Genomic DNA, 24,912 nt, shown 5'->3' on the forward strand with positions numbered 1-24,912 from the left:
GAGCCCGAACCACTTGCCGTGCAAAAGTCCCGGCAGAATCTTATAGATAGAATGGAGTGACACCATGGATGTCCGCGCCGCCGTAGCCGTTCAGGCTGGCAAACCGCTCGAAGTGATGATCGTACAGCTGGAAGGCCCTCGCGCCGGCGAAGTGCTGATCGAGATAAAGGCGACCGGCATCTGCCACACCGACGATTTCACCCTGTCGGGTGCGGATCCGGAAGGCCTCTTCCCTGCCATTCTCGGCCATGAGGGCGCCGGCATCGTCGTCGATGTCGGACCGGGTGTCACCTCGGTCAAGAAGGGCGATCACGTCATTCCGCTCTACACGCCGGAATGCCGCGAATGCTATTCCTGCACGTCGCGCAAGACCAACCTCTGCACCTCGATCCGCACCACGCAGGGCCAGGGCGTTATGCCCGACGGCACCAGCCGGTTCTCGATCGGCAAGGACAAGATCCACCATTACATGGGTTGTTCGACGTTCTCGAACTTCACGGTTCTGCCGGAGATCGCGGTTGCCAAGGTCAATCCCGACGCGCCCTTCGACAAGATCTGCTACATCGGCTGCGGCGTCACGACGGGCATCGGCGCCGTCATCAATACGGCCAAGGTTGAAATCGGTTCGACCGCGATCGTCTTCGGTCTAGGCGGCATCGGCCTTAACGTCCTTCAGGGCCTGAGGCTTGCCGGTGCCGACATGATCATCGGCGTCGACATCAATCCCGACCGCAAGGAATGGGGCGAGAAGTTCGGCATGACACATTTCGTCAACCCGAAAGAGGTCGGCGAAGACATCGTGCCCTATCTCGTCAACATGACCAAGCGCAACGGCGACCTGATCGGCGGCGCCGACTACACGTTCGATTGCACCGGCAATACCAAGGTCATGCGCCAGGCGCTCGAATCGTCGCATCGCGGCTGGGGCAAGTCGGTCATCATCGGCGTTGCCGGAGCCGGTCAGGAGATCTCGACCCGTCCGTTCCAGCTGGTCACCGGCCGCAACTGGATGGGCACGGCCTTCGGCGGCGCCCGTGGACGCACCGACGTGCCGAAGATCGTCGACTGGTACATGGAAGGCAAGATCCAGATCGATCCGATGATCACCCACACAATGCCGCTCGAAGACATCAACAAGGGTTTCGAGCTGATGCATTCGGGCGAAAGCATCCGTGGCGTGGTGGTCTATTGACCACCCTGCCGTCCTACACGACCGATGTTCGGAGGCTCGAAGAGTTCTCCGCACTCGATCTCTATGCCATGCTGAAGATGCGCGTGGACGTGTTCGTTGTCGAGCAGAATTGCCCCTATCCGGAACTCGACGGCAACGATCCGGCCTGTCTGCATCTGCGTCTTCTCGACGGCCGCGATCTGCTGGCCTGCGCCCGCATCTGGCGGCCGGAGCCCTCAGACAATCCGCGCATCGGCCGCGTTGCCGTCTCGCCGTATCATCGGGGCAAGCGGCTCGGCGAAGCGCTGATGCGCGAAGCGATCACCGTCTGCGAACAGGCCTATCCCGGAGAAACGATCGAGATTTCCGCGCAGGCGCATCTTCAGAAATTCTACGCCTCGTTCGGCTTCTCGCCGATATCAGAGGAATATCTGGAGGACGGTATTCCGCATGTGGACATGCTGAGGGCAAAGCCTTGATCTATGTCGATGCTGATGCCTGCCCCGTGAAGGCGGAAGTCCTTAAAGTCGCGGAGCGTCACGCGTTTGAGGTGACGTTTGTTGCCAATTCCGGCTTGCGTCCGTCCCGCGATCCGATGGTGAAGAACGTCATCGTCTCGGCCGGTTTCGACGCCGCCGACGACTGGATTGCCGAGCGCGCCGGCCCTGCCGACATCGTCATTACGGCCGACGTGCCGCTTGCCGTGCGTTGTGTGGCCGCCGGTGCCTTTGTCACGGGACCGACCGGGCGCGTGTTCGACGAGACCAATATCGGCATGGCGAGCGCCATGCGCGATCTTGGCCAGCATCTGCGCGAGACGGGCGAAAGCAAAGGCTATAACGCAGCCTTCTCGCCACGCGACCGATCCAAATTCCTGGAGACGCTGGACAGGCTCTGCCGGCGCGCCAAATCAAACGGCTAGACCGCGCTATCAAGGCGGTACGGGAGGGCGGATGTCGACACAACAGGGCAAGGCATCGCTGTGGCACTGGCGCCGCCGCCGGCATGGGCCCTTCTTCGTGTCGGCGATCGTCGCAGTCGTCGCGTTGCCTGTGCTGATCTGGCAGCTGCCGGAGCTTGCCGCACCGCTGACGGCGATCGTCTTTTTCGTCGTCTATCTTGGATTCATGGCATTCCGAATCCCGCATCTGGACGCCGACCACTTCGAGAAAAGCGGCCAGAACACCGACGAACCGGCACCGCTTATCCTGGCCGTCACGCTTGCAGCGGCGGCGATTTCGTTGGTGACGCTGTTTGAAGCGATGAACGACAAGCAGACGTCAGGTGCGTTGGATGTGATGGTCGGCTTTACCGCCGTCATTCTCGGCTGGTTTTCGCTGCACATGATGTTTGCCCTACACTACGCCCACCTCTACTGGCGCCCCGGCGACGACAAGGTCGAGGGCCCGGTTGGCGGTCTCGACTTTCCGGGAACCGATCGCCCGGGCGGCTGGGAGTTTCTCTATTTCGGCTATATCATCGGCATGACCGCCCAGACGTCCGATGTCGCGATCACGGCGACCGACATGCGCAGGATCAATCTCCTCCACTCGGTCGTGTCTTTCTTTTTCAACACGGTGCTGGTAGCCGCTGCGGTCAATGCCGTCGTTTCGCTGGCCGGCTGAAGTCCCAACATCGAGGAACATGACCGATGAAGATCATCTCACAGAACACCGCATTTGGCGGCATGCAGGGCGTCTATTCGCATCCGTCGGATGCCTGCAAATGCGATATGACCTTTGCCGTGTTCGTGCCGCCGCAGGCGGTGTCGCAGCCGTGCCCGGTTCTCTGGTATCTGTCGGGTCTCACCTGCACCCATCAGAACGTGATGGACAAGGGCGAGTATCGCCGGCTGGCTGCAGAGCTCGGTCTCGTCATCGTCTGCCCCGACACAAGCCCGCGCGGAGACGACGTCGCGGATGAGGCGACCAACTGGCAGATGGGCAAGGGTGCCGGATTTTATCTCGATGCGACTCAGCAGCCCTGGGCCGAGAACTACCAGATGTACACCTACATCACGCAGGAACTGCCCGCCCTCATCGGCGAACAATTCCGCGTCGACATGAGCCGTCAGGGAATTTTCGGCCACTCCATGGGGGGTCACGGCGCCATGACGATTGCTCTCAAAAACCCCGACCGGTTCAAGAGCTGCTCGGCCTTTGCGCCCATAGTCGAGCCGACAACCGCCGACTGGTCTGCGCCGGCACTCGAAAAATATCTCGGTGCCGATCGGTCAACGTGGCGGCCATACGACGCCTGCGCGCTGGTGAAGGACGGGGCGCATTTTCCGGAATTCCTGATCGATCAAGGCAACGCCGACAACTTCCTCGATAGCGGCCTGCGGCCATGGCTGTTCGAACAGGCAATCGAGGGCAAGGACATTGCTCTGACGCTCAGGATGCATGAGCGCTACGACCATTCCTACTTCTTCATCTCGACATTCATGGACGACCATCTGCGCTGGCACGCCGAGCGTCTGGCCTAGTCTCCCGTTCGAGAATCAGGACGCCCGCGCGCAATCGCTCGCGGGCGTAAAATCTCAATTCTTGTCGACTGCCCAGGCACCGGGGCCGGAGAAGACGAGATACAGGAAAATGAAGCAGAACAGGATGGCGCCTTCGCCGCCGTTCAGCGCCGGCCAGAAGCCCTTGCTGGCATGCGCCATGAAATAGGCGACGGCCATCTGGCCGGACAGGAGAAACGCGACCGGGCGGGTCATGAAGCCGACAACCAGCAAGGCGCCGCCGACCACTTCAAGCAGCGCTGCAATCAGCAGAAGCGGCGGCAAAGCACCGTCGCCCATCGGTGCCGGAAAACCGAACAACTTCATAGTGCCGTGCTCGATGAAGAGCAGGGCTGCAATGATCCGCAGCACGGCGAGCGCCTGCGGACGGTATTGTCCCAGACTATTAAAAAACTGCATGTCAAATCCCTCTCGTAGCATTGCCGCGGCTGCGCGGCAGCAAACGAGTTAAGCTCGGTTTGCCTGCGGAAATCAAATGCATTTCGTCGAGAATCAGGGCTCGAACAGGGCAGATGTGATGGTTGCGGAATGTCCGCTGCGCAGACGGAACTCGCTTGCCACCCGGTCGGCGATCTTTCTGGCAAGAGCTGCATCGGCATCCTTGTTGCCGAAGAGGAAGACCGACGTTTCGAAGGAGCCCGTCGCGACCGGTTCACCTGTCGAGACTGAGACGGCCTGAACCGTGACCCTCGCCTCCAGCCGCCGGCCGAAGACGACGGGAACGGGCGCTGCGCGGTCGATGCGAACGGAGATGATGGTTCGCGGCAGCATGCTCGGCCGCATGGTCGAGCGGACAGCCTCATCGATCAGCATGTCGGTGGCAATGACGAGGCCCTGTGGCACGTCGGGCCGTGCCGTCACGAAAGCTCCCCTGACGTCGTAGAGAAGCTTGTCGCGCACACCATCTTCCAACGGCATGCGAAACGCCATCAGCGATGGCGTCAGGGTCAAGATCAGGGCTAGGCGCAGGACACCGGAACGCATGGGAAAACTCGATACGCAGACTGTACCGATCTTCCCCCAACAGGGTTAGAGAAGGATTAAATCCGCCCTGTGGTTGCGTCAAAAACCGCAGCAGCGGCCTGCATCTCTTCGAACCGCTTTGCGCGGCGATGTTCGGCCTCGGCATCGGATCCCCAATGCTCGATTGCCCAGTCTTCCTCCAGATGCGCAAGCCGCCATGTGTCATCGACGGAGAGTTCGCCTTCGGCGAAAGCAATCGCCAGGATTGCGGAGCCCGTCAGCGATGTCACCGTGTGGAGAGACGCAAGCTCGATCGGGGACGCATATTTGCGCAACACCCCGGAAAGGGCGGCGATCGCTTCCTTAGGCTGCTCCTTGGGCATGACGCCCTCGATCACCTCGAAGCGAGCGCCGATCGCGTTGGCGGCCCAGTCCAGGACCGGATCCCACTGCTCGGCCTGCCGAAGCGTAAGGTTTGCAGGTGTTTCTGCGCGGTAGCACAGCATGTCGCTCGACGAGAAGCGAAGGATGTCCTCGAACACGGCCTGCGGGTCGGCGGCAATGCCGTCGATCGCGGTGTTGACGAGCCGTGTCACCGGCATCGTGCGCGGATCGATCACATCCACCTGCGATGCCCATTCGTCACGGACGAGTTCGGCAACCCGTGTGGTCGGCATTCTCAAGGCGTTCTTGGCGGGTGTCTTCACCGGCCGCCCGTCGAGAAGGATAGCAAAGTCACCCTCGCCCGCCTCAACCGAGACTTCCTTGTAGAAGCGCTTCGGCAGAGGCTTGTGCATCTGGATCTGTGCCCGCCGGGTCGGGTCTTCGTGGCTCAAACCGGCGTTCGGGTCGGATAGTATGTCGCGCATGGAAAACCCTCAGCCGATCAACGGCAGCAATTCGCTTGGATGATGGACGATGTGGTCGGCTCCGGCCTTCTGAAGCTCGCCAACCGAGGCGTATCCCCAGGAAACACCGATTGCCGTTGCACCGGCCGCCTTTGCCATCTGCATGTCGTAGATCGCATCGCCAATGACAAGAGTGTCTCCGGGCGACACGCCCGTCGCGTCGCAGCATTCGGTGACCATCGCCGGATGTGGTTTGGACGGGCAATCATCTGCCGTGCGGCTGACGACGAAATGGTCTGCATAGCCGTGCGTGTTCATGATCATGTCGAGGCCGCGACGGGATTTGCCGGTGACAGCGCCGATCAACAGGTCGTCTCGCGGTCCGATCGTCTCGATCAGGTCCTTTATGCCATCGAACAAAGGCTCGCGAAAATCGAGATCCTGGCGCACCACGGAAAAGAGCGACTTGTAGTAGGCCATCATCTCGACGGCTTCTTCATCGGCATGCGGCTTGCCGTCGATGCGGGCGATCGCGATGTCGAGCGTCAGTCCGATGATCGACTTGGTCTGCGCCAATGTGGGTTCCGCCTTGCCGAAGTGGCGGAAGGTGCGCAGCATTGTCTCGTGGATCAGTTCGGCGCTGTCGACCAGCGTGCCGTCGCAGTCGAACAGGACAAGCTTCATTCCTGGTCCTCCCGCCGACCGTTCTCCATGTCGAAGCCCAGAAGGTTCCAGGACTGCACCATGTGCGGCGGCAGCGGAGCCGTGACCCGCAGACGACCGCCATCCGGATGCGGGATGTCGATGTGGCGCGCGTGCAGATGCAGCTTTTTCTGGATGCCGCCCGGGAACGGCCAGTTGTGATCGTCGTCGAAATATTTCGGATCGCCGATGATCTGGTGACCGAGATGCAGCGCATGGACACGCAGCTGGTGCGTACGGCCGGTATAGGGCTCCATCTCCAGCCACGCCATTGTCTGCGCTGCGGTTTCCAAAACGCGGTAATAAGAGACCGCGTGATCGGCGCCCTCCTCACCATGCCTGGCGATCCGCATGCGGTCGCCGTCGGGCGTCTGTTCCTTGACGAGCCAGTTGGAAATCTTGTCTTCGCGCTTGCGCGGCACGCCCTTGACCAGCGCCCAGTAGGTCTTCTTGGTATCGCGTTCGCGGAATGCCGCGGTCAGCTTCTGCGCCGCACCGCGTGTGCGGGCAACCACGAGGACACCTGATGTGTCGCGGTCGATCCGGTGGACGAGACGCGGTTTTTCGCCTCTCTTGTTGGTGAAGGCATCCATCATCTGGTCGATATGGCGGGTCACGCCGGATCCGCCCTGCACAGCCAGACCCGCGGGCTTGTTCAGTACGAAGACCTTGTCGTCTTCATGCAGCATCATCCGCTGCAAAAGCTCGTAGTCGCCGGCGTGCTTCAGATCCTTGCCCGCGATCGGCCCGCTGTTCTTCGCGTCGGTATCCATCGGGGGAATGCGGACCATCTGGCCGGGCTCAACACGGGTGTCGCTTTTTACACGGCCACCGTCGATGCGCACCTGTCCGGAGCGCAGTAGTTTCTGTAGAGGGCCGAAGCCGAGACCCGGGAAATGGATCTTGAACCAACGGTCGAGGCGCATGCCTGCCTCGTCCGCCTCGACGCGGATATGCTCGATGCCTGCCATCAAAGCTCTTTCATCTTATCTGTGATCAGTCCTGCCCTTTAGAGCATTGCCCGCCCGAGCGCCAGCCCAGCAAAGACCGCACACAGCGACACACCAACGCTTGCGATCACATAACTTGCCCCCGCTACCGTCGCGCCGCGCTCGAAGAGCGAGATGACATCCAGCGAAAAGGCCGAGAATGTCGTGAAGCCGCCGAGAAATCCAGTCACCAGCAGGAGACGCATCTCAGGCGAGGCGTTGAGGCGCCGGGCAATCACCTCGCTTAGCAAACCGATTGCGAAACAGCCGACGATGTTGACGGTCAGCGTTCCCCAGGGAAAGTTCGGCCCGAACCGGCGCAGCGTCCAGACGCCCACGAGGTAGCGGGCGACGGAACCGAATGCGCCGCCCAGTGCGACAAGTATGATATTGATCATCGAGATATCCAGAAAAGTCCTAAATCGTGCCTACCGTTAAAATGCCGGGATTTCGGTTAAATCGCGGCAAACTCGACGCATATTACATATGTGCCGAATGGGTTGAAGGCGGTTGCTATGGTTCAGTTGACGACAATTTCGGCAAGCATGGCAGCGCTCGCCATAGAGACGTTACGAACGCCGCCGCAACTGTCCGTCAAAGCGAGAATTGGTGAGGCCAAACGTGTCGCCGAACGCGCTTCTGCGCGTGATCAGAGTGCGACCGATCCGACGGTCACCGGGGCGATGACGCTTGCGACCAGCCTGTCTCTCGATTTCCTCGATGCCGGCCAGCAGCCTCCGCAGCAGCAGGCATCGCTGCAGATGGCCGAAGCCGCCTATCGTGACACGGAAGAGTGACCCTCAGATGCCGAGAACGAGAAGTCCGACGCCCTGAATGCCGCTGACGAAGCGGCGCCAGCTTTCCGGTATCGTGAAATATACCCGCTTGGCGAATGGACGGATGACCGGCAGCCAAGCCTGCGCGTAGAGGCGCCCTTTCCACGAGAATGGCAGGCTATAGCCGTTCAGCACCAGTTTCTGGTTTGCCCAGGATTGTTTGTAGGCGCCATCGCCGCCGAGAAGATCGTAGGTCTTGATCCCGTTGTCGATCAGCCAGCAGACTGTCATTTCCATTTGCACCTTGCCGGCGGAGAGATGCCGCAGGCTCCAGTCGAAGCTGCCAAGATAGGCGTAGTAGTGCCCTGCCCGCACGAAGCCGAGCTCCATCGCCACCGTGACATCGCCGGCCCGCAGGATCGAAAGGCACGCACCCTCTAGCAACGCGGCATCACCCGTCAGGCTCGCCAGGAAATCGTCCAGGCCATCGAAGGAAAAACCGCTGCTGCTTCTCCCGGTCTCGCGGAGCCAGACCCGCTTCATCGCCGCACAGTCGCGAACGTATTCGGCAAACCTTTGATCGGAGGGCCAGATCATCTCGAAGGTGAGTTCGCCGAGCCGCGCCAGGTGGTTGCGCCGACGGTTGCGATTGCGCTTCTTCAATTTGCCGCCGTGCGAGCGGTATGCGTCCGAATCGGCAAACTGCGTGAGATCGAGCACGGCGCTGCTTCCGCCGTAGCCTCGGATCGTCGGCTGTGAGCGAAGCAGGAGACCCAGCGAGGATTGATGCGGAACGGGGTGAAAGACCGCGACATCACAATCGGGCATCATCTCGATACGGGTGAGCAACTTGCCCATCAGCAATCCGGCAAGATGGGCGTCGTCGCACAGGAGATTGCAGTATTGCGAGTGAGGTGCGCCGAGGTTTTCCAACACCCTTATGCCGCTGACGGTCTGGATCATCAGAGGCCAGACTGCGACGAGACTGCCGTTGCGCCAGACAGTTTCGATCCGGAATTCGAACGCGGAACCACCACCGGCAAAAGCCGCGACCCAGCCGCGGCACCAATCGAAACTCTGAAAATAGGTCAGCCGGTCTTCGCACCGGCTTTCAAGGGCCCGCCAGGCGTCGGCAACCGTGTCGATTTCTGCAAGCGTGCTGAGGCGTCGGTAAATGCCGGCGTCCGGTTCCGGTGCACTGGAAATATCCACGATCTTCGTCCCCACAAAGCCAACCCATCGGTAGAATAGATGGCGGAGCTAAACGAGATATTACGCCTGAGATCACATCCCGCGTGATCAGTTATGCTGGTTGCCAGGACGGAAACCCTGGACCGGGAGCGTGAGATCGAGACTGCCGGACTTCTCGAAGGTCAGCTTCAGGGGCACGCTGTCGCCCTGCTTGAAAGGCGTCGCGACTTTGGTGAACATCAGATGCAGTCCACTGGGCCTCAACTCGACGGTCTGGCCGGCCGGGACCGCAATGCCGCCTTCGAGACGGCGCATCTTCATGATCTGGCCCTGCATCGACATTTCGTGGATCTCCACGGCAGGCGACAGAGGCGATGAGGCAGAGACGAGTCTATCGTCTTCGCTGCCCGTGTTGCGGATCACGAGATAGCCACCGCCGACCGGCTGGCCGGGAAGCATGGCGCGAACATAGCCGCCGGAAATCTCGAGCGTACCGACTTTGACTGTGGCGCCCGATGTGGCCGCCGGATCGGACGATCCGTGCATGTGCATGCCACCATTCCCGGAACCGGCATCTCCCGCCTGGGCATAGGATTGATCTGCCGCCGCACCAAGTGTCGCTGCAAACAGCGCCAGAGTCGCAAGAAATTTCATGACAACGCCTCCCATCGTCTTTCAAGACGACGGGTAGAGCAGATTAATGAACGTGCGGAAAGCTTGAACCTTGGCACTCAGTCGCGATGCCTAAACCTATGGTGTACGACAAAAATCTTTGTCACGACGACATTCTCCCCTTGTCAAACCTGTCGCCTCCTCGATAATGAACCTCATACCCGTTGGGAGAAGCCGCTTCGATGCGGTGCCGAAGGAGCAACCGCCCCGGAAACTCTCAGGCAAAAGGACCACGGGCGACCAACCGGAACTCTGGAGAGTAGCAACCGTCATCGGGGGCTCGCCGAAGGGATAACAATCTCAGGCGAAAAGGACAGAGGGGGCTCGAAACAGGCGCGTAACCGCGCCCTGATCAGAGCCGGCGTGTGAGCTGATTTTACTCAGCGAGCGCCCAAAACCTGGAGGCGCCTTTTTGGACGATCACTCAGTTCTCAAGACCACACCGCTCAACGCGCTGCATCTCTCGCTTGGCGCGAAGATGGTGCCGTTCGCGGGCTACGACATGCCGGTGCAATATCCGCTCGGCGTGATGAAGGAGCACCTCCATACGCGCGCCGCCGCAGGCCTGTTCGATGTCTCCCACATGGGCCAGGTCATCGTCAGAGCGAAGTCCGGCGACTATGCAGATGCAGCACTTGCGCTGGAAAAGCTCGTTCCGGTCGATATCCTGTCGCTGAAGGAAGGCCGTCAGCGGTATGGGTTCTTTACCGACGCCAATGGCTGCATTCTCGACGACCTCATGATCACCAATCGCGGCGACCATCTTCTCGTTGTCGTCAATGCCGCCTGCAAGGATGCCGACCTTGCGCACATGAAGGCGCACCTTCCGGACTGCGAGGTCACCCTGCTGGACGACCGCGCGCTGATCGCCCTCCAGGGGCCACGCGCCGAAGCTGTTCTGGCTGAGCTTTGGGCTGGCGTCTCCTCGATGAAGTTCATGGATGTCCGCGAAGTGCCGCTGCACGACGTTGCTTGCATCATCTCGCGCTCCGGTTATTCCGGCGAGGATGGTTTTGAGATCTCGATCCCGCAGGACCATGCCGTCTCAGTTGCCAAGGCACTGCTCGAACATCCCGACAGCGAAGCCATCGGCCTCGGCGCTCGTGATAGCTTGCGGCTCGAAGCCGGTCTGTGTCTTTATGGAAACGACATCGACACGACGACGTCACCGATCGAAGCATCGCTCGAATGGGCGCTGCAGAAGGCCCGCAAGGCCGGCGGCGATCGTGAAGGCGGGTTTCCGGGAGCGGACCGCATCCTCGCCGAACTGGCCGGTGGCACCAGCCGCCGCCGAGTTGGTCTGAAGCCGGAAGGCAAGGCGCCTGTGCGTTCGCATGCGAAACTGTTTGCCGATGCGGACGGGCTCAAGGAGCTCGGCGAAGTTACGTCGGGCACATTCGGCCCGACGGTCGAAGGTCCGGTCGCCATGGGCTACCTGCCGGTTACCCATGCAGCAGCGGGTACGCAGGTCTTTGCCGAGGTCCGTGGAAAATACCTGCCGATGACGGTGGCCGCGCTGCCGTTCATCACGCCGACCTACAAGCGATAAACACGCGCGGGCGGCCTGGCCCCATCCCCGGCCTCCCCCCACGTCATCCCGATCCACGCTTTCCTCAAGAGGACATTCCCATGCTGAAATTCACCGCCGAACACGAATGGCTGAAACTCGAAGACGGCGTTGCCACCGTCGGCATCACCACCCATGCTGCCGAGCAGCTCGGTGATCTCGTGTTTGTCGAACTGCCGGAAGTCGGTGCCGAGCTGGTGAAGGACGGCAATGCCGCAACCGTCGAAAGCGTCAAGGCAGCCTCCGACGTCTATTCGCCGCTCGACGGCGAAGTCACCGAAGTCAATCAGGCGATCGTCGACGACCCGTCGCTGGTCAATTCCGATCCGCAGGCTGCCGGCTGGTTCTTCAAGCTGAAGCTCAAGAATGCGGCTGACGCAGACGCGCTGATGGACGAAGCTACCTATAAGGAACTGATCGGATGAGCGACTCGACCGACTTCCACTTCACCGACTACGATCCTTACGACTTTGCCAACCGTCGCCATATCGGTCCCTCCCCGACGGAGATGACCGATATGCTTGCCGTGATCGGCTACAAGTCGCTCGACGCGCTGATCGATGCCACGGTTCCCGCCTCCATCCGTCAGCAGAACCCGCTGACCTGGGGTGCGGCGCTGACCGAACGCGAAGCGCTCGACAAGCTGCGCGAGACCGCAAATAAGAACCAGGTGCTGACCACGCTGATCGGACAGGGCTATTACGGCACCGTGACGCCGCCGGTCATCCAGCGCAACATTCTGGAGAACCCAGCCTGGTACACGGCATACACGCCCTACCAGCCGGAAATCTCCCAAGGCCGCCTCGAAGCGCTCCTGAACTTCCAGACGATGATCTGCGACCTGACCGGCCTCGACGTCGCCAATGCCTCGCTGCTCGATGAAGCGACGGCGGCTGCCGAAGCCATGGCGCTTTGCCAGCGCCAGGCGAAATCGAAGGCAACCGCCTTCTTCGTCGATCACGCCTGTCATCCGCAGACGATTGCGTTGATCGAGACACGTGCAGCCCCGCTCGGCTGGAGCGTGATCGTCGGTGATCCGATGACCGATCTCGACCCGGTCGACGTGTTCGGCGCGATCTTCCAGTATCCCGGCACGAACGGCGAAGTGCGTGACTTCTCGGGCCTTATCTCCCGCCTGCACCAGACCGGTGCGGTCGCTGCTATGGCGGCCGATCTTCTGGCGCTGACGCTTTTGAAATCGCCCGGCGAAATGGGTGCGGATATCGCGATCGGCTCGTCGCAGCGATTTGGCGTGCCTGTCGGTTACGGCGGCCCGCACGCGGCCTACATGTCGGTCAAGGATGCGCACAAGCGCGCCATGCCCGGCCGCCTCGTCGGCGTCTCCGTCGATGCCCGCGGCAACCGTGCCTACCGCCTGTCGCTGCAGACCCGCGAACAGCATATCCGCCGCGAGAAGGCGACATCGAACATCTGCACGGCGCAGGTTCTGCTCGCCGTCATGGCCTCGATGTACGGCGTCTTCCACGGCCCGGAAGGCCTGAAGGCGATTGCCCAGGCTGTCCACAAGAAAGCCGTGCTGATGGCCAAGGGCCTCGAAAAGCTCGGCTACACGATCGAACCCGATACGTTCTTCGACACGTTCACTGTCGAGGTCGGCCACATGCAGGGTGTGATCATGCGGGCGGCCGTTGCTGAAGGCGTCAACCTGCGCAAGGTCGGTGAAACCAAGATCGGCATGTCGCTCGACGAACGCACCCGCCCGGCAACGCTGGAAGCCGTCTGGCGCGCATTCGGCGGCGACTTCAATGTGTCGGACTTCGCGGTCGAATACCGCCTGCCCAACGCACTTCTCAGAAAATCGGATTACATGACCCATCCGATCTTCCACATGAACCGCGCCGAAAGCGAGATGACCCGCTACATCCGCCGCCTGTCGGACCGCGACCTGGCGCTCGATCGCGCGATGATCCCGCTCGGCTCCTGCACGATGAAGCTGAACGCGACGGCTGAAATGCTGCCGATCACCTGGCCGGAGTTTTCCGACATCCATCCGTTCGTGCCCGTCGACCAGGCGCTCGGCTACAAGGAGATGATCGACGATCTCTCGGCAAAGCTCTGCCAGATCACCGGTTACGATGCTTTCTCGATGCAGCCGAATTCCGGTGCGCAGGGCGAGTATGCGGGCCTGCTGACGATCCGCAACTATCATATCGCCAATGGCGATACGCATCGCGACGTCTGCCTCATCCCCACCTCCGCGCACGGCACCAATCCTGCCTCGGCCCAGATGGTCGGCATGAAGGTCGTGGTCGTGAAAGTGCTCGAGAACGGCGATATCGATCTCGAAGACTTCCGTGCCAAGGCACAGCAGCATGCGGCAAATCTGTCTTGCTGCATGATCACCTATCCTTCGACACACGGCGTGTTCGAGGAGACGGTGAAGGAGATCTGCGAGATCACCCATGCCAATGGCGGCCAGGTCTATCTCGACGGTGCCAATATGAATGCCATGGTCGGATTGTCCCGCCCCGGTGACATTGGCTCCGACGTTTCGCATCTCAATCTGCACAAGACGTTCTGCATTCCGCATGGCGGCGGCGGTCCCGGCATGGGTCCGATCGGCGTCAAGGCGCACCTGGCAAGCCACCTGCCCGGTCACCCGCAATGGGCCGGAGAACTTGGCAGCGAAGGTGCGGTTTCGGCGGCGCCGTTCGGCTCTCCCTCGATCCTGCCGATCTCCTGGTCCTACTGCCTGATGATGGGCGGCGAAGGGCTCACGCAGGCGACGAAGGTTGCGATCCTCAACGCCAACTATATCGCAGCCCGGCTCAAGGGCGCCTACGATGTGCTCTACAAGTCCGCAAGCGGACGCGTCGCGCATGAGTGCATCATCGACACCCGCCCGCTCAACGCCTCGGCCGGCGTCTCTGTCGACGATGTTGCAAAACGCCTGATCGACTGCGGCTTTCACGCCCCGACGATGAGCTGGCCGGTTGCCGGTACGCTGATGATCGAACCGACGGAATCGGAAACGAAGGCTGAGATCGACCGGTTCTGCGATGCGATGCTGGCAGTCCGCGAAGAGGCTCGTGCGATCGAAGACGGTCGCATGGACAGGGTCAACAACCCGCTGAAGAACGCCCCGCACACGGTGGAAGACCTGGTCGGCGAATGGGATCGTCCTTATAGCCGCGAACAGGCCTGCTACCCGCCGGGCGCTTTCCGTGTCGACAAATACTGGTCGCCGGTCAACCGCGTCGACAATGTCTATGGCGACCGCAATCTGCTCTGCACCTGCCCGCCGCTTGAGGACTACGCGGAGGCCGCGGAGTAACACGAATACCGGAAAGGCCCAGGCTTTGGGCCTCTCCGGTATATATTTTCGCGCAGCCCTTGTTTAAGTGCAATTATTCTCTATTTTGAGTTTCATCGAACTTTGCTAGCGACTCGTCCGCAGCTCCCGGAAAACTTGGAGCTCTTTCTGATTTCCTCTCAACGTCGATCTACCCCCGACCCCGTATTTCAGGGTTGGCAACTTACTACGATTGAAAGGAAATCGTTATGGATACCGGCACTGTAAAGTGGTTTAACAGCACCAAGGGTTTTGGTTTCATTCAGCCTGACAACGGCAGCCAGGATGTGTTCGTTCACATTTCCGCTGTTGAGCGCGCTGGCATGAATGGCCTGAACGAAGGTCAGAAGATCAGCTACGAAATCGTCCAGGACAAGCGTTCTGGCAAGAGCTCCGCAGACAACCTGCGCGCTGCTTAAGGTTTTGTCATTGCCCCGCGTGACCACGGATGTACTGGCACGAAGGCGGCGATGATGGTGGAAGGTCGGGGTTCATCTCCCGGCCTTTTGTTTTTTCGTCCATTCTGAGGTTTTACTGTGCTAGACGGTTTAACTTCGAATGGGTGAAAAGAGAGCGGATGTGAGATCGCTTCCCGATCAACCCGCGTCCGACAAATTTCAAGAGATAGCGGTTCGCCGCGTAAGGAGATATTTTGCAGGTACTCGTCAGAGATAACAACGTTGATCAGGCTCTCCGCGTCCTGAAGAAGAAGATGCAGCGCGAAGGTATCTTCCGCGAAATGAAGGCTCGTAGCGCTTACGAAAAGCCTTCCGAAAAGCGTGCACGTGAAAAAGCAGATGCGATCCGTCGCGCGCGCAAGCTTGCTCGCAAGCAGATGCAGCGCGAAGGCCTGCTTCCGGCTCCGAAGAAAAAAGTCATCGTAGCTCGCGCCCGCTAGGCTCCGACATGAGCGTGGTTTTGAGCACAAGCCAGAGCCACGCAACCAATCGCAGGATGGCAGTCTATGCCATTCTCGCGGTCCACGGCAGACATCGGCCGTTTCCAGGAGGAAAGCATGACAGCGACCAAGGACCAGTTCTTCAAGCCCGCGAAAATGTCGGCACAAGCCAAATCGGAGCAGACCAACTCCGTGGTGCGTGACATCCTGGACGCCGAAGTTATTGCTCGTGAAAAGAAGACAGAAAAACTACGTGCTCTGCGGCTCCAGCAGACCGCTGATGCCCCCGCCCCTGTAAAAAAAGCGGCGACGAAGACCAAGCGCGCGGTCAAGACTTCCTAATCTTTCGTTTTACTCCCGACTGCTTTTCCCGAATTGAACCAATTCGTTGGTTCTGCGTTAACTTGCACTGCGGGACGCATGCATACTCCGGGATGCAGCGCTCAGGTGTCGCCTTTTCAAAGACGCCCCGCAGTCTTTTCTGATCATCCGGCTATGCCGATATCAGGAGAGTGCCTGTCAAGGATGCGAGGGTAGAATGTGTCAGGACAACGCCTCATCGGCGATCGTGCTAGGTTCGGATGATCTCGAACTTCTTCAGAGATTCCTGGAAGCCTGGTGCGAGGAGAGACATGTGGACGTGTCGAGCGAGGAGGCTCAGACTGTCGCATCGGGTCTTTTCAACTGGTACCAGTTTGAACTCAATGATCGCAACAACCTCAAGTCGGAACCGCCCGAGCCTCTGCCGGAATCGGTCGAATTGAAGCGATTGCTACGGCAACTCGCCGTAGCCTGATATTGGGCCCTGACCGTGCTGCAATCGCGTCTCGCTCGGGATTACGGGATACGAGCGATCACTTTGATCTCGAAATCGAACCCCGCGAGCCAGTTTACCCCGACCGCTGTCCAATTCGGGTACGGCTTTTCCCCCATTATGCCCAAGCGAACTGCCTGAATCGTCCCGAACTGATTTTCAGGGTCGGTGTGAAACGTGGTGACGTCGATGATGTCGTCGAACCCGCAGCCTGCCGCTGCGAGAACCGCACGCAGATTGTCGAACGCGAGTTGAACCTGTTTTTCAAAATTCGGTTCCGGCGTTCCGTCATCACGGCTGCCAACCTGTCCGGACACAAAGAGAAGATCACCCGACCTTATCGCGGCTGAGTATTTGTTGATCTCGTAAAGGGCCTGTCGGCCTGCGGGGAAAATTGCTTCTCGTTCGATCATAGCTCGTCTCCAATCGGTTGTTGAGTGCTCGGCGTTGCAGGAGCCTTCCCTGCCCACGTCAATCTTGATATACGCTCCGTATGCAACTGCGTATCTCAGATACGCTGCGTATGTCAACTGCTGTAAGAATTCGATCCGGGGGTGAGCGATGGCGCCGAGCAAGCGTACAACAATGATGGAAGAAACGCGGGTCAAGCTGATCAGCGCGGCTCGCAAGTCCTTCGCCGAGAAAGGCTATGCCAGCTCGTCCATGGACGACTTCACGGCGTCCGCCGGCCTGACGCGGGGTGCGCTCTACCATAATTTCGGTGACAAGAAGGGTCTTTTACAAGCGGTGATCGATCAGATCGATTCCGAGATGCTGCGGCGGATGCGTGCTGCAGCAGACCACGCTGGCGGGACACTTTGGGACGGCTTTCTTGCCGAGGCGGTCGCCTATATCGAGATGTCGCTGGAGCCGGAAATTCAGCGCATCATGTTGCTGGATGGTCCTGCTGTCCTCGGCGACCCATCGCGTTGGCCCAATCAGAACGCCTGTCTGCGCACCACGGCGGATACGATCAGCGCTCTCATCGCCGAAGGGACGGTCAAGAGTATGGATGCGGAGGCCGCCGCACGTCTCATCAACGGTGCGGCACTCAACGCCGCACTGTGGATCGCTGCGGCCGACGATCCGCCGGCCGTGTTGGAAAAAGCCGTCGAAGCGTTCCGTCATCTTGCCAGCGGGTTGCTGACGAAACAGCCCGTATGATCGCCCACCTCAACCTCGACGGCGATAAGTCGGAAGATTGCGAATTCCTGAGAGGATCTCCACTTCGCCCTCGCTCTTCGGCTTGCCGAGGAGAAAACCCTGCAGCTGTTCGCAGCCGTCTTCGACCACCATCCGGTGCTGCCCGAAGGTCTCGATGCCTTCCGCGACGACGGGCAAGTCCAGGCTCTTGCCGAGACCGATGATGGCTTTGACGATGGCACGGGCGCTGTCGCTTTCCTCCATCTCGCTGATAAAACTGCGGTCGATCTTGATCTTGTCAAAGGGGAAGCTGTGCAGGTTGCTGAGCGACGAATAGCCGGTGCCGAAGTCATCCATCACCACATGGACTCCCAGCGCCTTCAACCGGAGCAAGGTCGCGAGCGTTGTGTCGCGATCCTTGAGCAGCGAGGTCTCTGTGATCTCGAGTTCAAGCCGATGGGGCTCCAGGCCGCTCTCATCCAGTGCCGACGCAATCATGTCGACAAGGTTCGGGAAGCGAAACTGGATGGCCGAAACGTTGACCGCTACCGCCAGGCCGTCATCCCAGGTACTGGCGACCCTGCAGGCTTCGCGCATCGCCCATTCACCGATCGGCACGATGATGCCGGTTTCCTCGGCAACCGGAATGAAGACGCTCGGTGAGACATTGCCCCATTGCGGATGCTTCCACCGCATCAGGGCCTCATAGCCCGAGCAGAGGCCGCTTGTGGCATCAAAGAGTGGCTGGAATACCATGCTGAGTTGCGAGCGCAGTACGGCGTAGCGCAACTCGCTCTCGATCTCGCGCCGCTCGCGCAGCTCTGCGTCCATTGCCGCGGAATAGAATGCTGCCGTACCACGTCCCGAGAACTTCGCATTGTAGAGGGCCATGTCGGCCGCATTGCGCAAGTCATCAGGCGTTTCTCCGTCGTCCGGATAAACCGCGCAGCCGATGCTTACGCCCACGGCGGTGGGATCGAGTGCGACATTCATTTCGGTGCGGAAGGTTTCCAGGATACGCTCGGCGAGCAGGTTTGCGCCCGCCGGCTGCTCGACGCCTGTCTGGAGGATGATGAACTCGTCGCCGCCGATGCGGGACGGCGTATCGGCCGGACCGACACAGCGCCGCAGGATATCGGCGACCCGGATCAGGACACGATCGCCTTCCGCATGGCCGAACACATCGTTGACGGCCTTGAAGCGGTCGAGATCAAGGGCAAGCACCGCCAGCACATCGCCGGAAAGTGCAGCCGTCCTCAAGGCACCGTCGAGCCGATCGTTGAAGAGCGTACGGTTGGGAAGGTCCGTCAACGCGTCGTGGCGGGCCATGTGTTCGATGCGGCGCTCCGCAATGCGCTTCTCGGTCAGATCGCGGACAGCCAGAACCTGGCAGGAGCGACCGCGATACTCGATCGTATGGACGGCAACCTCGAGAAAGACCTCACGGTCCGTCACTTTCGGCGTGGCAGCGACTGCGGAATTCCTTTGAGCCGTCAGCGGAAGACCGTCGGCTGCCGCCAGAAGATCGTCGGGATCTCGGCCGAGGATGTCTCGGTCGCGCAGCAACAGCAATTCGGCAAAGCGAGCATTGGTCTCGATGACGCGGCCATCGCGAACCACCGCGAGGCCTTCAAGCGTCGCGTTGGCGAAGCCACGCAAATCCGTCAGGTACCGGTCGATGAAGCTCGCGGCAACAGTCGTCAGCACGATCACACTCATGACGATCGAAACCGCGCCGGTCAGCCAGATCCGCCCGCCACCGTCGAGCGAGGCCTCTGGAAGCGTCGGATCGGGGATCAGCTCGGTCGCCGACATTGCAGTGAAATGCAGGATGCAAATGGCAGCAACACTGGCAGCGACTGCACAGATCAGGCGCAGGGTGCTTCTTCGAAGCGTCGTGGAGGCGAACGCCGCGGTGAAGAGAGAGAAAGAGACAACAGAGCCGATCAAGATCGGCGTCATTTCGTAGCGGGTCGTTGCCGCGGCACGGATCGCTTCGGTGCCGATCAAGTGCATGGCGGCGACCGTGACGGTGGCGACCATGCCGGCTGCGAGCGAAGAAACCGTCTTCGATCGATCGGCGATCTGCAGCGCCAACCAGAAGCCGGCGACGGCAGTCAGAGCCGAGACAAGGGTGAGGACGCGCTCGAATTCGATCGCGATCGTGCCCTGGTAGGCGAGCATTGCCACGAAATGCGTCGACCAGATGGAAAGCCCGCCCGTGGCGCTGGCGACAAGGAGCCAGACCCGCCGCCGACGTTCGTTGCACTCGATCGCCCGTCTATGGATCAGAAAAAAGGCGAGCATGCCGACGACGCAGATGCCGGCCGCGAGAAGAACAGTGCTTCGATCATGCTGAACCACGACGCATTCGAGAACTCGAAACATGGATGCCACCACAAGAATGCACGACGAACAATTTCATCGACTTGTCAGCAAAACACTAGGTGTTAATATTTAAGGAAATAATAATATACAGTCCCGGCATCCACGTGTCCGGTAACGCGCCCTGGGTGCGCGATCTTGATCCCAAAAGGCTTATCCGGCCGCCTTTTCGAGCCCGGAGCTCAAATCTACCGCCGCGAACGCAGCCGTCATGATTTCGGTGCCAGCGCCAGGCTTCGTCGCCTCCGACGACAGGATCTGGCGGAACCGACGCGCCCCGGGATAGCCCTGAAACAAACCAACCATGTGACGCGTCACGTGATGCAATCTGCCACCGGAGGCGATAACCTGATCCGCATAGGCAATCATCGCGTCGCGCAGCGCCAGCCAGTCAGGGTCTGGATACTCAAGTCTTTCATCCAGAAGCGCATCGACGCCCGCCAGCAAGCCGGTGTTGTGATAGGCAGCGCGGCCGAGCATGACGCCATCCATTACCTCCAGGTGTTCAGCAGCTTGCTTAAGATCGGCAATACCGCCGTTGATCCCGAGAAACACATCCGGGTTCTCACGCTTCATCCGATGGACCAGATCGTAATCCAGTGGAGGAACCTCGCGGTTTTGTTTCGGCGACAGTCCCTGCAGCCAGGCCTTGCGGGCATGGATCCAGATCGCGTCGGCACCGGCACCAATCATTCTCGCGAGAAAGTCCGGCAGGACGTCGGCCGGCTCCTGATCATCAACGCCGATGCGGCATTTGACGGTCACAGGCGCCTGTGAAACCTTTTTCATGGCTGTGACGAGATCTGCAACATGCGCAGGATCGCGCATCAGGCAGGCACCGAATGTCCCCGACTGCACCCGGTCCGAGGGGCATCCGACATTGAGGTTGATCTCGTCGTAACCGTAATCACCGGCGATCCGGATCGCCTCGGACAGCTTTTCCGCATTCGAGCCGCCGAGCTGCAAGGCAACAGGATGTTCTGCCGGCGAATAGGACAAGAGCCGCTCCCGCGGCCCATGGATGATCGCATCGGCGACGACCATCTCCGTATAAAGAAGCGCGCGCGACGACAGCTGCCGGTGCAGGAAACGGCAGTGACGATCGGTCCAGTCGATCATCGGGGCGACAGCGAAGACTTTTTTATGAGGATGCGTTGGCATTGTTTCCGAGCGACTATTCCGGTGCGTGGCGGCACGGATAACAAGATTTTGAGCCTGGCGAAAGACAAACGGCAAAAATGCGTTGTCGCCAGGTTGGTGCGGATTGGAACCGGCTGGAGCGTAGATGGGCTGAGTCTCGAGGTGAAAGCCTCTTCTACAGGGAATTCGACTTTGGACGGACGAGATGCCATCGAAGGTGAGCGGTCGCCAACCAAGGTGCAAACCCTACCCTTCAGTAGCAAATTTTGTTTAATCCGAGCAAAATGCGTGCTAGTCAGGCATATGAGTTCTTCTCGCGGTCTTGAGATAGATTTTGCAGAGCCGGCCATGGCGCATGTCGCACGGGCGGCGTTCGACTTGAACGGAATTTCGGCCGAGTATGTCGAGCTGAGCGGTGCTGAACCGTATGACTTCAGAAGCCGTGGCGAGAACCACTATCTCGCATTGCACGACATCACTCTCACTGATGGTGAGCTGCGCGTGGACGGTCTTCCGACGCTCCATAAAAAGGACTTGCGCGACACGATCACCTTCGTGCCCAAAGGCTGCGGCATCGAGGGCTGGTGCCAGCCTCAGCCACGAACCAACCGATTTGTCGCTATGTATTTCGATCCAAAGGCGATCCGTGAAGATCTGGCTGGTAGATATTCCGAGCGGGATCCTGCGCCGTTCGCCTACTCCCGCGATCCACAGTTACGCGCCACACTCAAGAAGCTTGAAGCGGTTCTCAGGGCGCCTCATGTGGACGAGCTCCACGCGGAGAGCGTCTGCCTGCTGGCATCGCTTGAGGTTTTCGGGGTGATGGCCGACAGGCAGGGGCGTCTGTCGGACCGGCAGATCGCCGCGGTCACGGATTTCGTGGAGGGGCATCTGCAGGCAACAGTCGGCCTGGCGGAGCTGGCAGCTGTCGCCGGGCTCAGCCGTTTTCATTTTTCCCGTGCCTTCAAGGCGACGACCGGGGAAAATCCACACTCGTTTGTTCAACGGCGGCGCATCTCGCGAGCTGTCACGCTCCTTGCTCAGGTTGACCTGCCCATCGACGCGATTGCCGGGGCAGTCGGGTACAAGGGCACACCACAGTTTCGAAGGGCGTTTCATGAGGTGATGGGGACCTCTCCGCTGAAATATCGTCTGCAACGTTAGGCAAAATGGCGGGGGCCACCAATGGGCTATGAGTACACAGATGCCAGTCTGATCGTCTGCGATAGGGAGCCGATCACGCGGCTCGAAGAGATCCAGAACTTCGCGTTCCTCGTTGCGATGTCGAACGACTGGACGATCGTTCGCGTATCCGAGAACTGCGAAACATTCTTCAACGTCAAACCGGAGAAACTCCTGGGCACGCGCTTCGACACGTGGATCAGTGAGACGGCGCTCCACGACATCCGGAACCGGATGGCGATTTTGGCGTCAACGACAGGAGAGAGAATCTTCGACGTGAAGCTGGTGCAGGGATTGCCCAACGTCGATCTGTCGATCCATTTTCAGGGCGATCTTCTGATTGTCGAAGGAGAACGGACACAGAAGACCGAACGGGTGGAGGCGGCTTCGATGGTTCGCGCAATGGCTGCGCGTCTGACCAAAGTTCCTTCAATCGAGAAATTCCACAGAGATGCGGTCCGACAGGTCCTGGCGATCACCGGCTTTGATCGAGTGATGATCTATCGGTTCGACACAGACGGTCATGGCGAAGTCATCGCGGAATCAACACGCGCCGGGGTGGATAGCTTCCTCGGGCTTCATTATCCCGCGTCGGACATCCCACGCCAGGCGCGCGAATTGTACTTGCGCAACCCTTTCCGCATCATAGCCGACGTCGCGGCACCAACCGTGGCGTTACTGCCTCCCGCGGATGCGGTCACGCCACCGCTTGACCTGTCGATGTCGATCAGCCGTGCCGTGTCTCCGGTCCATATCGAATATCTGCGCAACATGGAGGTCGGTGCCTCCCTATCGATTTCGATCGTCGTCGAGGAAAAGCTTTGGGGGCTTATCGCATGCCATGCCAATGGACCGCGCCTGCCGAGCTTCATCATGCGGACCGCATCGGAACTGTTCGGCGCGATGTATTCGATGATGCTGGAGAGCCGTCTGCGGCGCGGCAGCGAGGAGCACGAGCATCGCGCACGTGCTTTGGCTGATCGCGTCATTACGATGATTGCTGGTGACGAATCGTTGATGGAAGATGCTCAGTGGCTGCAGGACATGACGCGCGACATGTTGGATTGCGATGGTGTCGCAATTTACCGTCGCGGCAAAGCTCATCTTCACGGCGCCACGCCGTCGGAACATAATGTCATCTCTCTGGCCCATCATCTGAACGCCGCCTCGCCGAGCCGGGTCTTCACGACCGACAACTTGGCTTCGGTCCATGCGCCGTGCAGCGAGACAGCGGACCGCGCCGCCGGCATGCTGTCGATCCCCATCTCGCGGGTTCCGCGCGACTATATCTTGCTGTTCCGCCGCGAGCGGCTGAGCGAGATCAGGTGGGGTGGCAATCCTGCAAAGCCAGCGGAAGCAGGCACCGAGAGCGAACGCATATCGCCCCGCAAAAGCTTCGCAGCATTCGCCGAACTCGTCCGCGGCAAATCCAACCCTTTTTCCGATCGCGATCAGCGCATCGGCGAAGCGATCAGACAGGCACTGATCGAAGTCATCCTGCGCTATTCGGACGGCGCCAGCGACGAGAGACGACGTGCTTCCGAACGTCAGGAAGTGCTGATTGCCGAACTCAATCACCGCGTCCGCAACATCCTTGCCCTGATCCGCAGTCTCATGACGAAGACAAGCCACACGGCCGTTGATGTCGCGAGCTATGTCGAATCGCTCGGCGGACGGGTGCAGGCGCTCGCGCGAGCCCATGACCGCGTCACGCGCCAGAGCTGGGGCCCCGCGCCGCTCGCCGGCATCTTTCAGGATGAGATCGCGGCACATGACGGCGTACGCGGTCGATTTACCTTGAAGGGGCCGAACGTTCTGCTGCAGCCACAGGCGATGTCGACCATTGCGCTGGTGGTTCATGAACTCGTCACCAACAGCTGCAAGCATGGCGCGCTTTCGGCCAACGGCCGCATAGAGGTGACCGTCGACTCGGTCGACGGTGAAGGCGTTTACATCAAATGGAAGGAAATCGGCGGCCCGGCCGTGGTTGCGCCGACACGGCGAGGGTTTGGGTCTGTCATCGTCGAGAAAACGATTCCGTTCGATCTGAAGGGAACGGCAGAGGTCCGCTTCCTGCTGGCCGGGTTGGAAGCGGATTTCTTCATCCCGCTGAATTATGTGATCATTGCGCCTGAAGACCCGGCACCGACGCAGACGATGATCGAGCCCGATACCCTGAAAGCAACCAGCCTCCCCCCAAAGCAACTACTGCACGATGCGCAGGTTCTGCTGGTCGAGGACAACATGCTCATCGCACTGGAGGCCGAGGACATGCTGTACGAGCTGGGCGCGGTTCAAGTTCACCTCGCCTCCACTATTGCCGAAGCCGAACAGTTGCTTGCCAAGCAGAGTTTCCAGTTCGCTATGCTGGACATCAATGTCGGTCGCGGCACAAGTTTCGATCTTGCGACCAAGCTCGGGCAAGCCGGAACGCCGTTTATCTTCGCGACCGGCTACGGCAACGAACTGGCGATCGCGCGCAGAAAGGAAAGTGAGGTCGTCATCCAGAAGCCCTATGAGCGTGATCATCTTGCGCGCGCCGTGCAACAGGTGCTGACGAAAGCGACTGTCGAAGGTGGCTGACGAAAGTGCTCGCGCGCTCGTCATTCATCCGCTCTGAAACGACGTTCCCTG

At 60.1% G+C, this 24,912-nt stretch carries 27 protein-coding genes and 2 riboswitches; of the genes, 16 read left to right on the forward strand and 11 right to left on the reverse strand.

Annotated elements, in window-relative coordinates; genetic code table 11:
• The first annotated feature begins 64 nt into the window (after window positions 1-64).
• From G6K99_RS12335 to fghA, 5 genes are read left to right on the forward strand one after another with little or no spacing between them, the layout of a single operon-like run.
• The gene (locus G6K99_RS12335) at window positions 65-1,192 is read left to right on the forward strand and encodes an S-(hydroxymethyl)glutathione dehydrogenase/class III alcohol dehydrogenase (protein ID WP_174196675.1); all 1,128 of its coding nucleotides are present in this window, start codon (window positions 65-67) and stop codon (window positions 1,190-1,192) included.
• Entirely contained in the window at window positions 1,189-1,650 is a 462-nt protein-coding gene (locus G6K99_RS12340; RefSeq protein ID WP_244631436.1) for a GNAT family N-acetyltransferase, read from the forward strand. Before G6K99_RS12335 ends, G6K99_RS12340 begins: the two co-directional genes overlap by 4 nt.
• Window positions 1,647-2,093 carry a YaiI/YqxD family protein gene (locus G6K99_RS12345; RefSeq protein WP_174196676.1) on the forward strand — a complete coding sequence of 149 codons (447 nt, stop codon included), beginning with the start codon at window positions 1,647-1,649 and terminating at the stop codon, window positions 2,091-2,093. The genes G6K99_RS12340 and G6K99_RS12345 overlap by 4 nt, the downstream gene beginning before the upstream one ends.
• 31 nt (window positions 2,094-2,124) lie before the next feature.
• On the forward strand, window positions 2,125-2,796 hold the full coding sequence (locus tag G6K99_RS12350; RefSeq protein WP_174196677.1) for a DUF1345 domain-containing protein: 672 nt from the start codon (window positions 2,125-2,127) through the stop codon (window positions 2,794-2,796).
• 26 nt (window positions 2,797-2,822) lie between these two features.
• On the forward strand, window positions 2,823-3,656 hold the full coding sequence (gene fghA, locus G6K99_RS12355; RefSeq protein WP_062457042.1) for an S-formylglutathione hydrolase: 834 nt from the start codon (window positions 2,823-2,825) through the stop codon (window positions 3,654-3,656).
• A gap of 54 nt (window positions 3,657-3,710) precedes the next feature.
• Here fghA and G6K99_RS12360 read toward each other — a convergent pair whose 3' ends face one another.
• The 6 genes from G6K99_RS12360 to crcB all read right to left on the reverse strand — a co-directional run bounded on the left by G6K99_RS12360 (window position 3,711) and on the right by crcB (window position 7,595).
• The gene (locus tag G6K99_RS12360) at window positions 3,711-4,094 is read right to left on the reverse strand and encodes a DoxX family protein (RefSeq protein ID WP_062457045.1); all 384 of its coding nucleotides are present in this window, start codon (window positions 4,092-4,094) and stop codon (window positions 3,711-3,713) included.
• A 93-nt stretch (window positions 4,095-4,187) separates the two neighbouring features.
• Window positions 4,188-4,679, reverse strand: coding sequence for a hypothetical protein (locus G6K99_RS12365; RefSeq protein WP_062457054.1), 492 nt, complete (start codon window positions 4,677-4,679; stop codon window positions 4,188-4,190).
• Between the two features lie 56 nt (window positions 4,680-4,735).
• Entirely contained in the window at window positions 4,736-5,527 is a 792-nt protein-coding gene (locus tag G6K99_RS12370; protein WP_174196678.1) for an ATP12 family chaperone protein, read from the reverse strand.
• Between the two features lie 9 nt (window positions 5,528-5,536).
• Complete coding sequence (locus G6K99_RS12375) at window positions 5,537-6,190, reverse strand: HAD-IA family hydrolase (RefSeq protein WP_174196679.1); 654 nt, start codon at window positions 6,188-6,190, stop codon at window positions 5,537-5,539.
• Entirely contained in the window at window positions 6,187-7,179 is a 993-nt protein-coding gene (locus tag G6K99_RS12380) for an RluA family pseudouridine synthase (RefSeq protein ID WP_062457061.1), read from the reverse strand. Before G6K99_RS12380 ends, G6K99_RS12375 begins: the two co-directional genes overlap by 4 nt.
• A gap of 38 nt (window positions 7,180-7,217) precedes the next feature.
• The gene (gene crcB / locus G6K99_RS12385) at window positions 7,218-7,595 is read right to left on the reverse strand and encodes a fluoride efflux transporter CrcB (protein ID WP_062457064.1); all 378 of its coding nucleotides are present in this window, start codon (window positions 7,593-7,595) and stop codon (window positions 7,218-7,220) included.
• Window positions 7,596-7,712: 117 nt separating this feature from the next.
• On the opposite strand from crcB, the gene G6K99_RS12390 reads away from it, so the two are divergent.
• Complete coding sequence (locus G6K99_RS12390; RefSeq protein WP_062580651.1) at window positions 7,713-7,994, forward strand: hypothetical protein; 282 nt, start codon at window positions 7,713-7,715, stop codon at window positions 7,992-7,994.
• A 3-nt stretch (window positions 7,995-7,997) separates the two neighbouring features.
• On the opposite strand, the gene G6K99_RS23305 is transcribed toward G6K99_RS12390, so the two are convergent.
• Both G6K99_RS23305 and G6K99_RS12400 read right to left on the reverse strand, forming a co-directional pair.
• Window positions 7,998-9,185, reverse strand: coding sequence for a GNAT family N-acetyltransferase (locus G6K99_RS23305; protein WP_174196680.1), 1,188 nt, complete (start codon window positions 9,183-9,185; stop codon window positions 7,998-8,000).
• Between the two features lie 87 nt (window positions 9,186-9,272).
• The gene (locus G6K99_RS12400; RefSeq protein ID WP_174196681.1) at window positions 9,273-9,818 is read right to left on the reverse strand and encodes a copper chaperone PCu(A)C; all 546 of its coding nucleotides are present in this window, start codon (window positions 9,816-9,818) and stop codon (window positions 9,273-9,275) included.
• 173 nt (window positions 9,819-9,991) lie between these two features.
• Window positions 9,992-10,078, forward strand: a riboswitch (glycine riboswitch).
• Window positions 10,079-10,163: riboswitch (glycine riboswitch) on the forward strand. It abuts the riboswitch before it with no gap.
• An 85-nt stretch (window positions 10,164-10,248) separates the two neighbouring features.
• Here G6K99_RS12400 and gcvT point away from each other — a divergent pair.
• From gcvT to G6K99_RS12435, 7 genes are all read left to right on the forward strand, one after another.
• Window positions 10,249-11,385 (forward strand): glycine cleavage system aminomethyltransferase GcvT, encoded by a 1,137-nt coding sequence (gene gcvT / locus G6K99_RS12405; protein WP_174196682.1) that lies wholly within the window; start codon window positions 10,249-10,251, stop codon window positions 11,383-11,385.
• Window positions 11,386-11,465: 80 nt separating this feature from the next.
• Entirely contained in the window at window positions 11,466-11,828 is a 363-nt protein-coding gene (gcvH, locus tag G6K99_RS12410) for a glycine cleavage system protein GcvH (protein WP_174196683.1), read from the forward strand.
• Window positions 11,825-14,698, forward strand: coding sequence for an aminomethyl-transferring glycine dehydrogenase (gene gcvP / locus G6K99_RS12415; RefSeq protein ID WP_174196684.1), 2,874 nt, complete (start codon window positions 11,825-11,827; stop codon window positions 14,696-14,698). Before gcvH ends, gcvP begins: the two co-directional genes overlap by 4 nt.
• A gap of 227 nt (window positions 14,699-14,925) precedes the next feature.
• Window positions 14,926-15,135, forward strand: coding sequence for a cold-shock protein (locus G6K99_RS12420; RefSeq protein WP_062457081.1), 210 nt, complete (start codon window positions 14,926-14,928; stop codon window positions 15,133-15,135).
• 233 nt (window positions 15,136-15,368) lie between these two features.
• Complete coding sequence (gene rpsU / locus G6K99_RS12425; protein ID WP_062457083.1) at window positions 15,369-15,614, forward strand: 30S ribosomal protein S21; 246 nt, start codon at window positions 15,369-15,371, stop codon at window positions 15,612-15,614.
• A gap of 117 nt (window positions 15,615-15,731) precedes the next feature.
• Entirely contained in the window at window positions 15,732-15,956 is a 225-nt protein-coding gene (locus G6K99_RS12430; protein WP_062458069.1) for a hypothetical protein, read from the forward strand.
• A 196-nt stretch (window positions 15,957-16,152) separates the two neighbouring features.
• A complete protein-coding gene (locus tag G6K99_RS12435) occupies window positions 16,153-16,410 on the forward strand; it encodes a hypothetical protein (protein WP_062457086.1) in 258 nt (85 codons plus the stop codon).
• A 41-nt stretch (window positions 16,411-16,451) separates the two neighbouring features.
• Here the strand turns inward: G6K99_RS12435 and G6K99_RS12440 are convergent, their stop codons facing one another.
• Complete coding sequence (locus tag G6K99_RS12440) at window positions 16,452-16,841, reverse strand: RidA family protein (RefSeq protein ID WP_092662284.1); 390 nt, start codon at window positions 16,839-16,841, stop codon at window positions 16,452-16,454.
• A 148-nt stretch (window positions 16,842-16,989) separates the two neighbouring features.
• On the opposite strand from G6K99_RS12440, the gene G6K99_RS12445 reads away from it, so the two are divergent.
• Window positions 16,990-17,592, forward strand: coding sequence for a TetR/AcrR family transcriptional regulator (locus G6K99_RS12445; RefSeq protein ID WP_113112177.1), 603 nt, complete (start codon window positions 16,990-16,992; stop codon window positions 17,590-17,592).
• A 9-nt stretch (window positions 17,593-17,601) separates the two neighbouring features.
• Here G6K99_RS12445 and G6K99_RS12450 read toward each other — a convergent pair whose 3' ends face one another.
• Both G6K99_RS12450 and dusA read right to left on the reverse strand, forming a co-directional pair.
• Window positions 17,602-19,959 (reverse strand): EAL domain-containing protein, encoded by a 2,358-nt coding sequence (locus tag G6K99_RS12450; RefSeq protein WP_174196685.1) that lies wholly within the window; start codon window positions 19,957-19,959, stop codon window positions 17,602-17,604.
• A gap of 150 nt (window positions 19,960-20,109) precedes the next feature.
• Window positions 20,110-21,075: a tRNA dihydrouridine(20/20a) synthase DusA gene (gene dusA, locus G6K99_RS12455; RefSeq protein WP_244631437.1), complete on the reverse strand. Its 966-nt coding sequence runs from the start codon at window positions 21,073-21,075 to the stop codon at window positions 20,110-20,112.
• Between dusA and G6K99_RS23525 the strand changes: the two genes are divergently transcribed.
• Together G6K99_RS23525 and G6K99_RS12465 are read left to right on the forward strand one after the other, a co-directional pair.
• Window positions 21,052-22,260, forward strand: coding sequence for a helix-turn-helix domain-containing protein (locus G6K99_RS23525; protein ID WP_371816168.1), 1,209 nt, complete (start codon window positions 21,052-21,054; stop codon window positions 22,258-22,260). The two genes, dusA and G6K99_RS23525, sit on opposite strands and share 24 nt — an antisense overlap.
• A 21-nt stretch (window positions 22,261-22,281) precedes the next feature.
• Window positions 22,282-24,861, forward strand: coding sequence for an HWE histidine kinase domain-containing protein (locus G6K99_RS12465; RefSeq protein ID WP_062580637.1), 2,580 nt, complete (start codon window positions 22,282-22,284; stop codon window positions 24,859-24,861).
• Window positions 24,862-24,912 lie beyond the last annotated feature (51 nt).

The sequence above is a fragment of the Neorhizobium sp. AL 9.2.2 genome (assembly GCF_013317225.1).
Taxonomy (GTDB): Bacteria; Pseudomonadota; Alphaproteobacteria; order Rhizobiales; family Rhizobiaceae; genus Neorhizobium; species Neorhizobium soli.

What these genes read in the sequence shown, in the direction of transcription:
- G6K99_RS12335 (WP_174196675.1), top strand. Translation starts at nt 65, where the DNA reads ATGGATGTCCGCGCCGCCGTAGCCGTTCAGGCTGGCAAACCGCTCGAA.
- G6K99_RS12350 (WP_174196677.1), top strand. Translation starts at nt 2,125, where the DNA reads ATGTCGACACAACAGGGCAAGGCATCGCTGTGGCACTGGCGCCGCCGC.
- fghA (WP_062457042.1), top strand. Translation starts at nt 2,823, where the DNA reads ATGAAGATCATCTCACAGAACACCGCATTTGGCGGCATGCAGGGCGTC.
- G6K99_RS12360 (WP_062457045.1), bottom strand. Translation starts at nt 4,094, where the DNA reads ATGCAGTTTTTTAATAGTCTGGGACAATACCGTCCGCAGGCGCTCGCC.
- G6K99_RS12365 (WP_062457054.1), bottom strand. Translation starts at nt 4,679, where the DNA reads ATGCGTTCCGGTGTCCTGCGCCTAGCCCTGATCTTGACCCTGACGCCA.
- G6K99_RS12370 (WP_174196678.1), bottom strand. Translation starts at nt 5,527, where the DNA reads ATGCGCGACATACTATCCGACCCGAACGCCGGTTTGAGCCACGAAGAC.
- G6K99_RS12375 (WP_174196679.1), bottom strand. Translation starts at nt 6,190, where the DNA reads ATGAAGCTTGTCCTGTTCGACTGCGACGGCACGCTGGTCGACAGCGCC.
- G6K99_RS12380 (WP_062457061.1), bottom strand. Translation starts at nt 7,179, where the DNA reads ATGGCAGGCATCGAGCATATCCGCGTCGAGGCGGACGAGGCAGGCATG.
- crcB (WP_062457064.1), bottom strand. Translation starts at nt 7,595, where the DNA reads ATGATCAATATCATACTTGTCGCACTGGGCGGCGCATTCGGTTCCGTC.
- G6K99_RS12390 (WP_062580651.1), top strand. Translation starts at nt 7,713, where the DNA reads ATGGTTCAGTTGACGACAATTTCGGCAAGCATGGCAGCGCTCGCCATA.
- G6K99_RS12400 (WP_174196681.1), bottom strand. Translation starts at nt 9,818, where the DNA reads ATGAAATTTCTTGCGACTCTGGCGCTGTTTGCAGCGACACTTGGTGCG.
- gcvH (WP_174196683.1), top strand. Translation starts at nt 11,466, where the DNA reads ATGCTGAAATTCACCGCCGAACACGAATGGCTGAAACTCGAAGACGGC.
- gcvP (WP_174196684.1), top strand. Translation starts at nt 11,825, where the DNA reads ATGAGCGACTCGACCGACTTCCACTTCACCGACTACGATCCTTACGAC.
- G6K99_RS12420 (WP_062457081.1), top strand. Translation starts at nt 14,926, where the DNA reads ATGGATACCGGCACTGTAAAGTGGTTTAACAGCACCAAGGGTTTTGGT.
- G6K99_RS12430 (WP_062458069.1), top strand. Translation starts at nt 15,732, where the DNA reads ATGACAGCGACCAAGGACCAGTTCTTCAAGCCCGCGAAAATGTCGGCA.
- G6K99_RS12435 (WP_062457086.1), top strand. Translation starts at nt 16,153, where the DNA reads ATGTGTCAGGACAACGCCTCATCGGCGATCGTGCTAGGTTCGGATGAT.
- G6K99_RS12440 (WP_092662284.1), bottom strand. Translation starts at nt 16,841, where the DNA reads ATGATCGAACGAGAAGCAATTTTCCCCGCAGGCCGACAGGCCCTTTAC.
- G6K99_RS12445 (WP_113112177.1), top strand. Translation starts at nt 16,990, where the DNA reads ATGGCGCCGAGCAAGCGTACAACAATGATGGAAGAAACGCGGGTCAAG.
- G6K99_RS12450 (WP_174196685.1), bottom strand. Translation starts at nt 19,959, where the DNA reads ATGTTTCGAGTTCTCGAATGCGTCGTGGTTCAGCATGATCGAAGCACT.
- dusA (WP_244631437.1), bottom strand. Translation starts at nt 21,075, where the DNA reads ATGATCGACTGGACCGATCGTCACTGCCGTTTCCTGCACCGGCAGCTG.
- G6K99_RS12465 (WP_062580637.1), top strand. Translation starts at nt 22,282, where the DNA reads ATGGGCTATGAGTACACAGATGCCAGTCTGATCGTCTGCGATAGGGAG.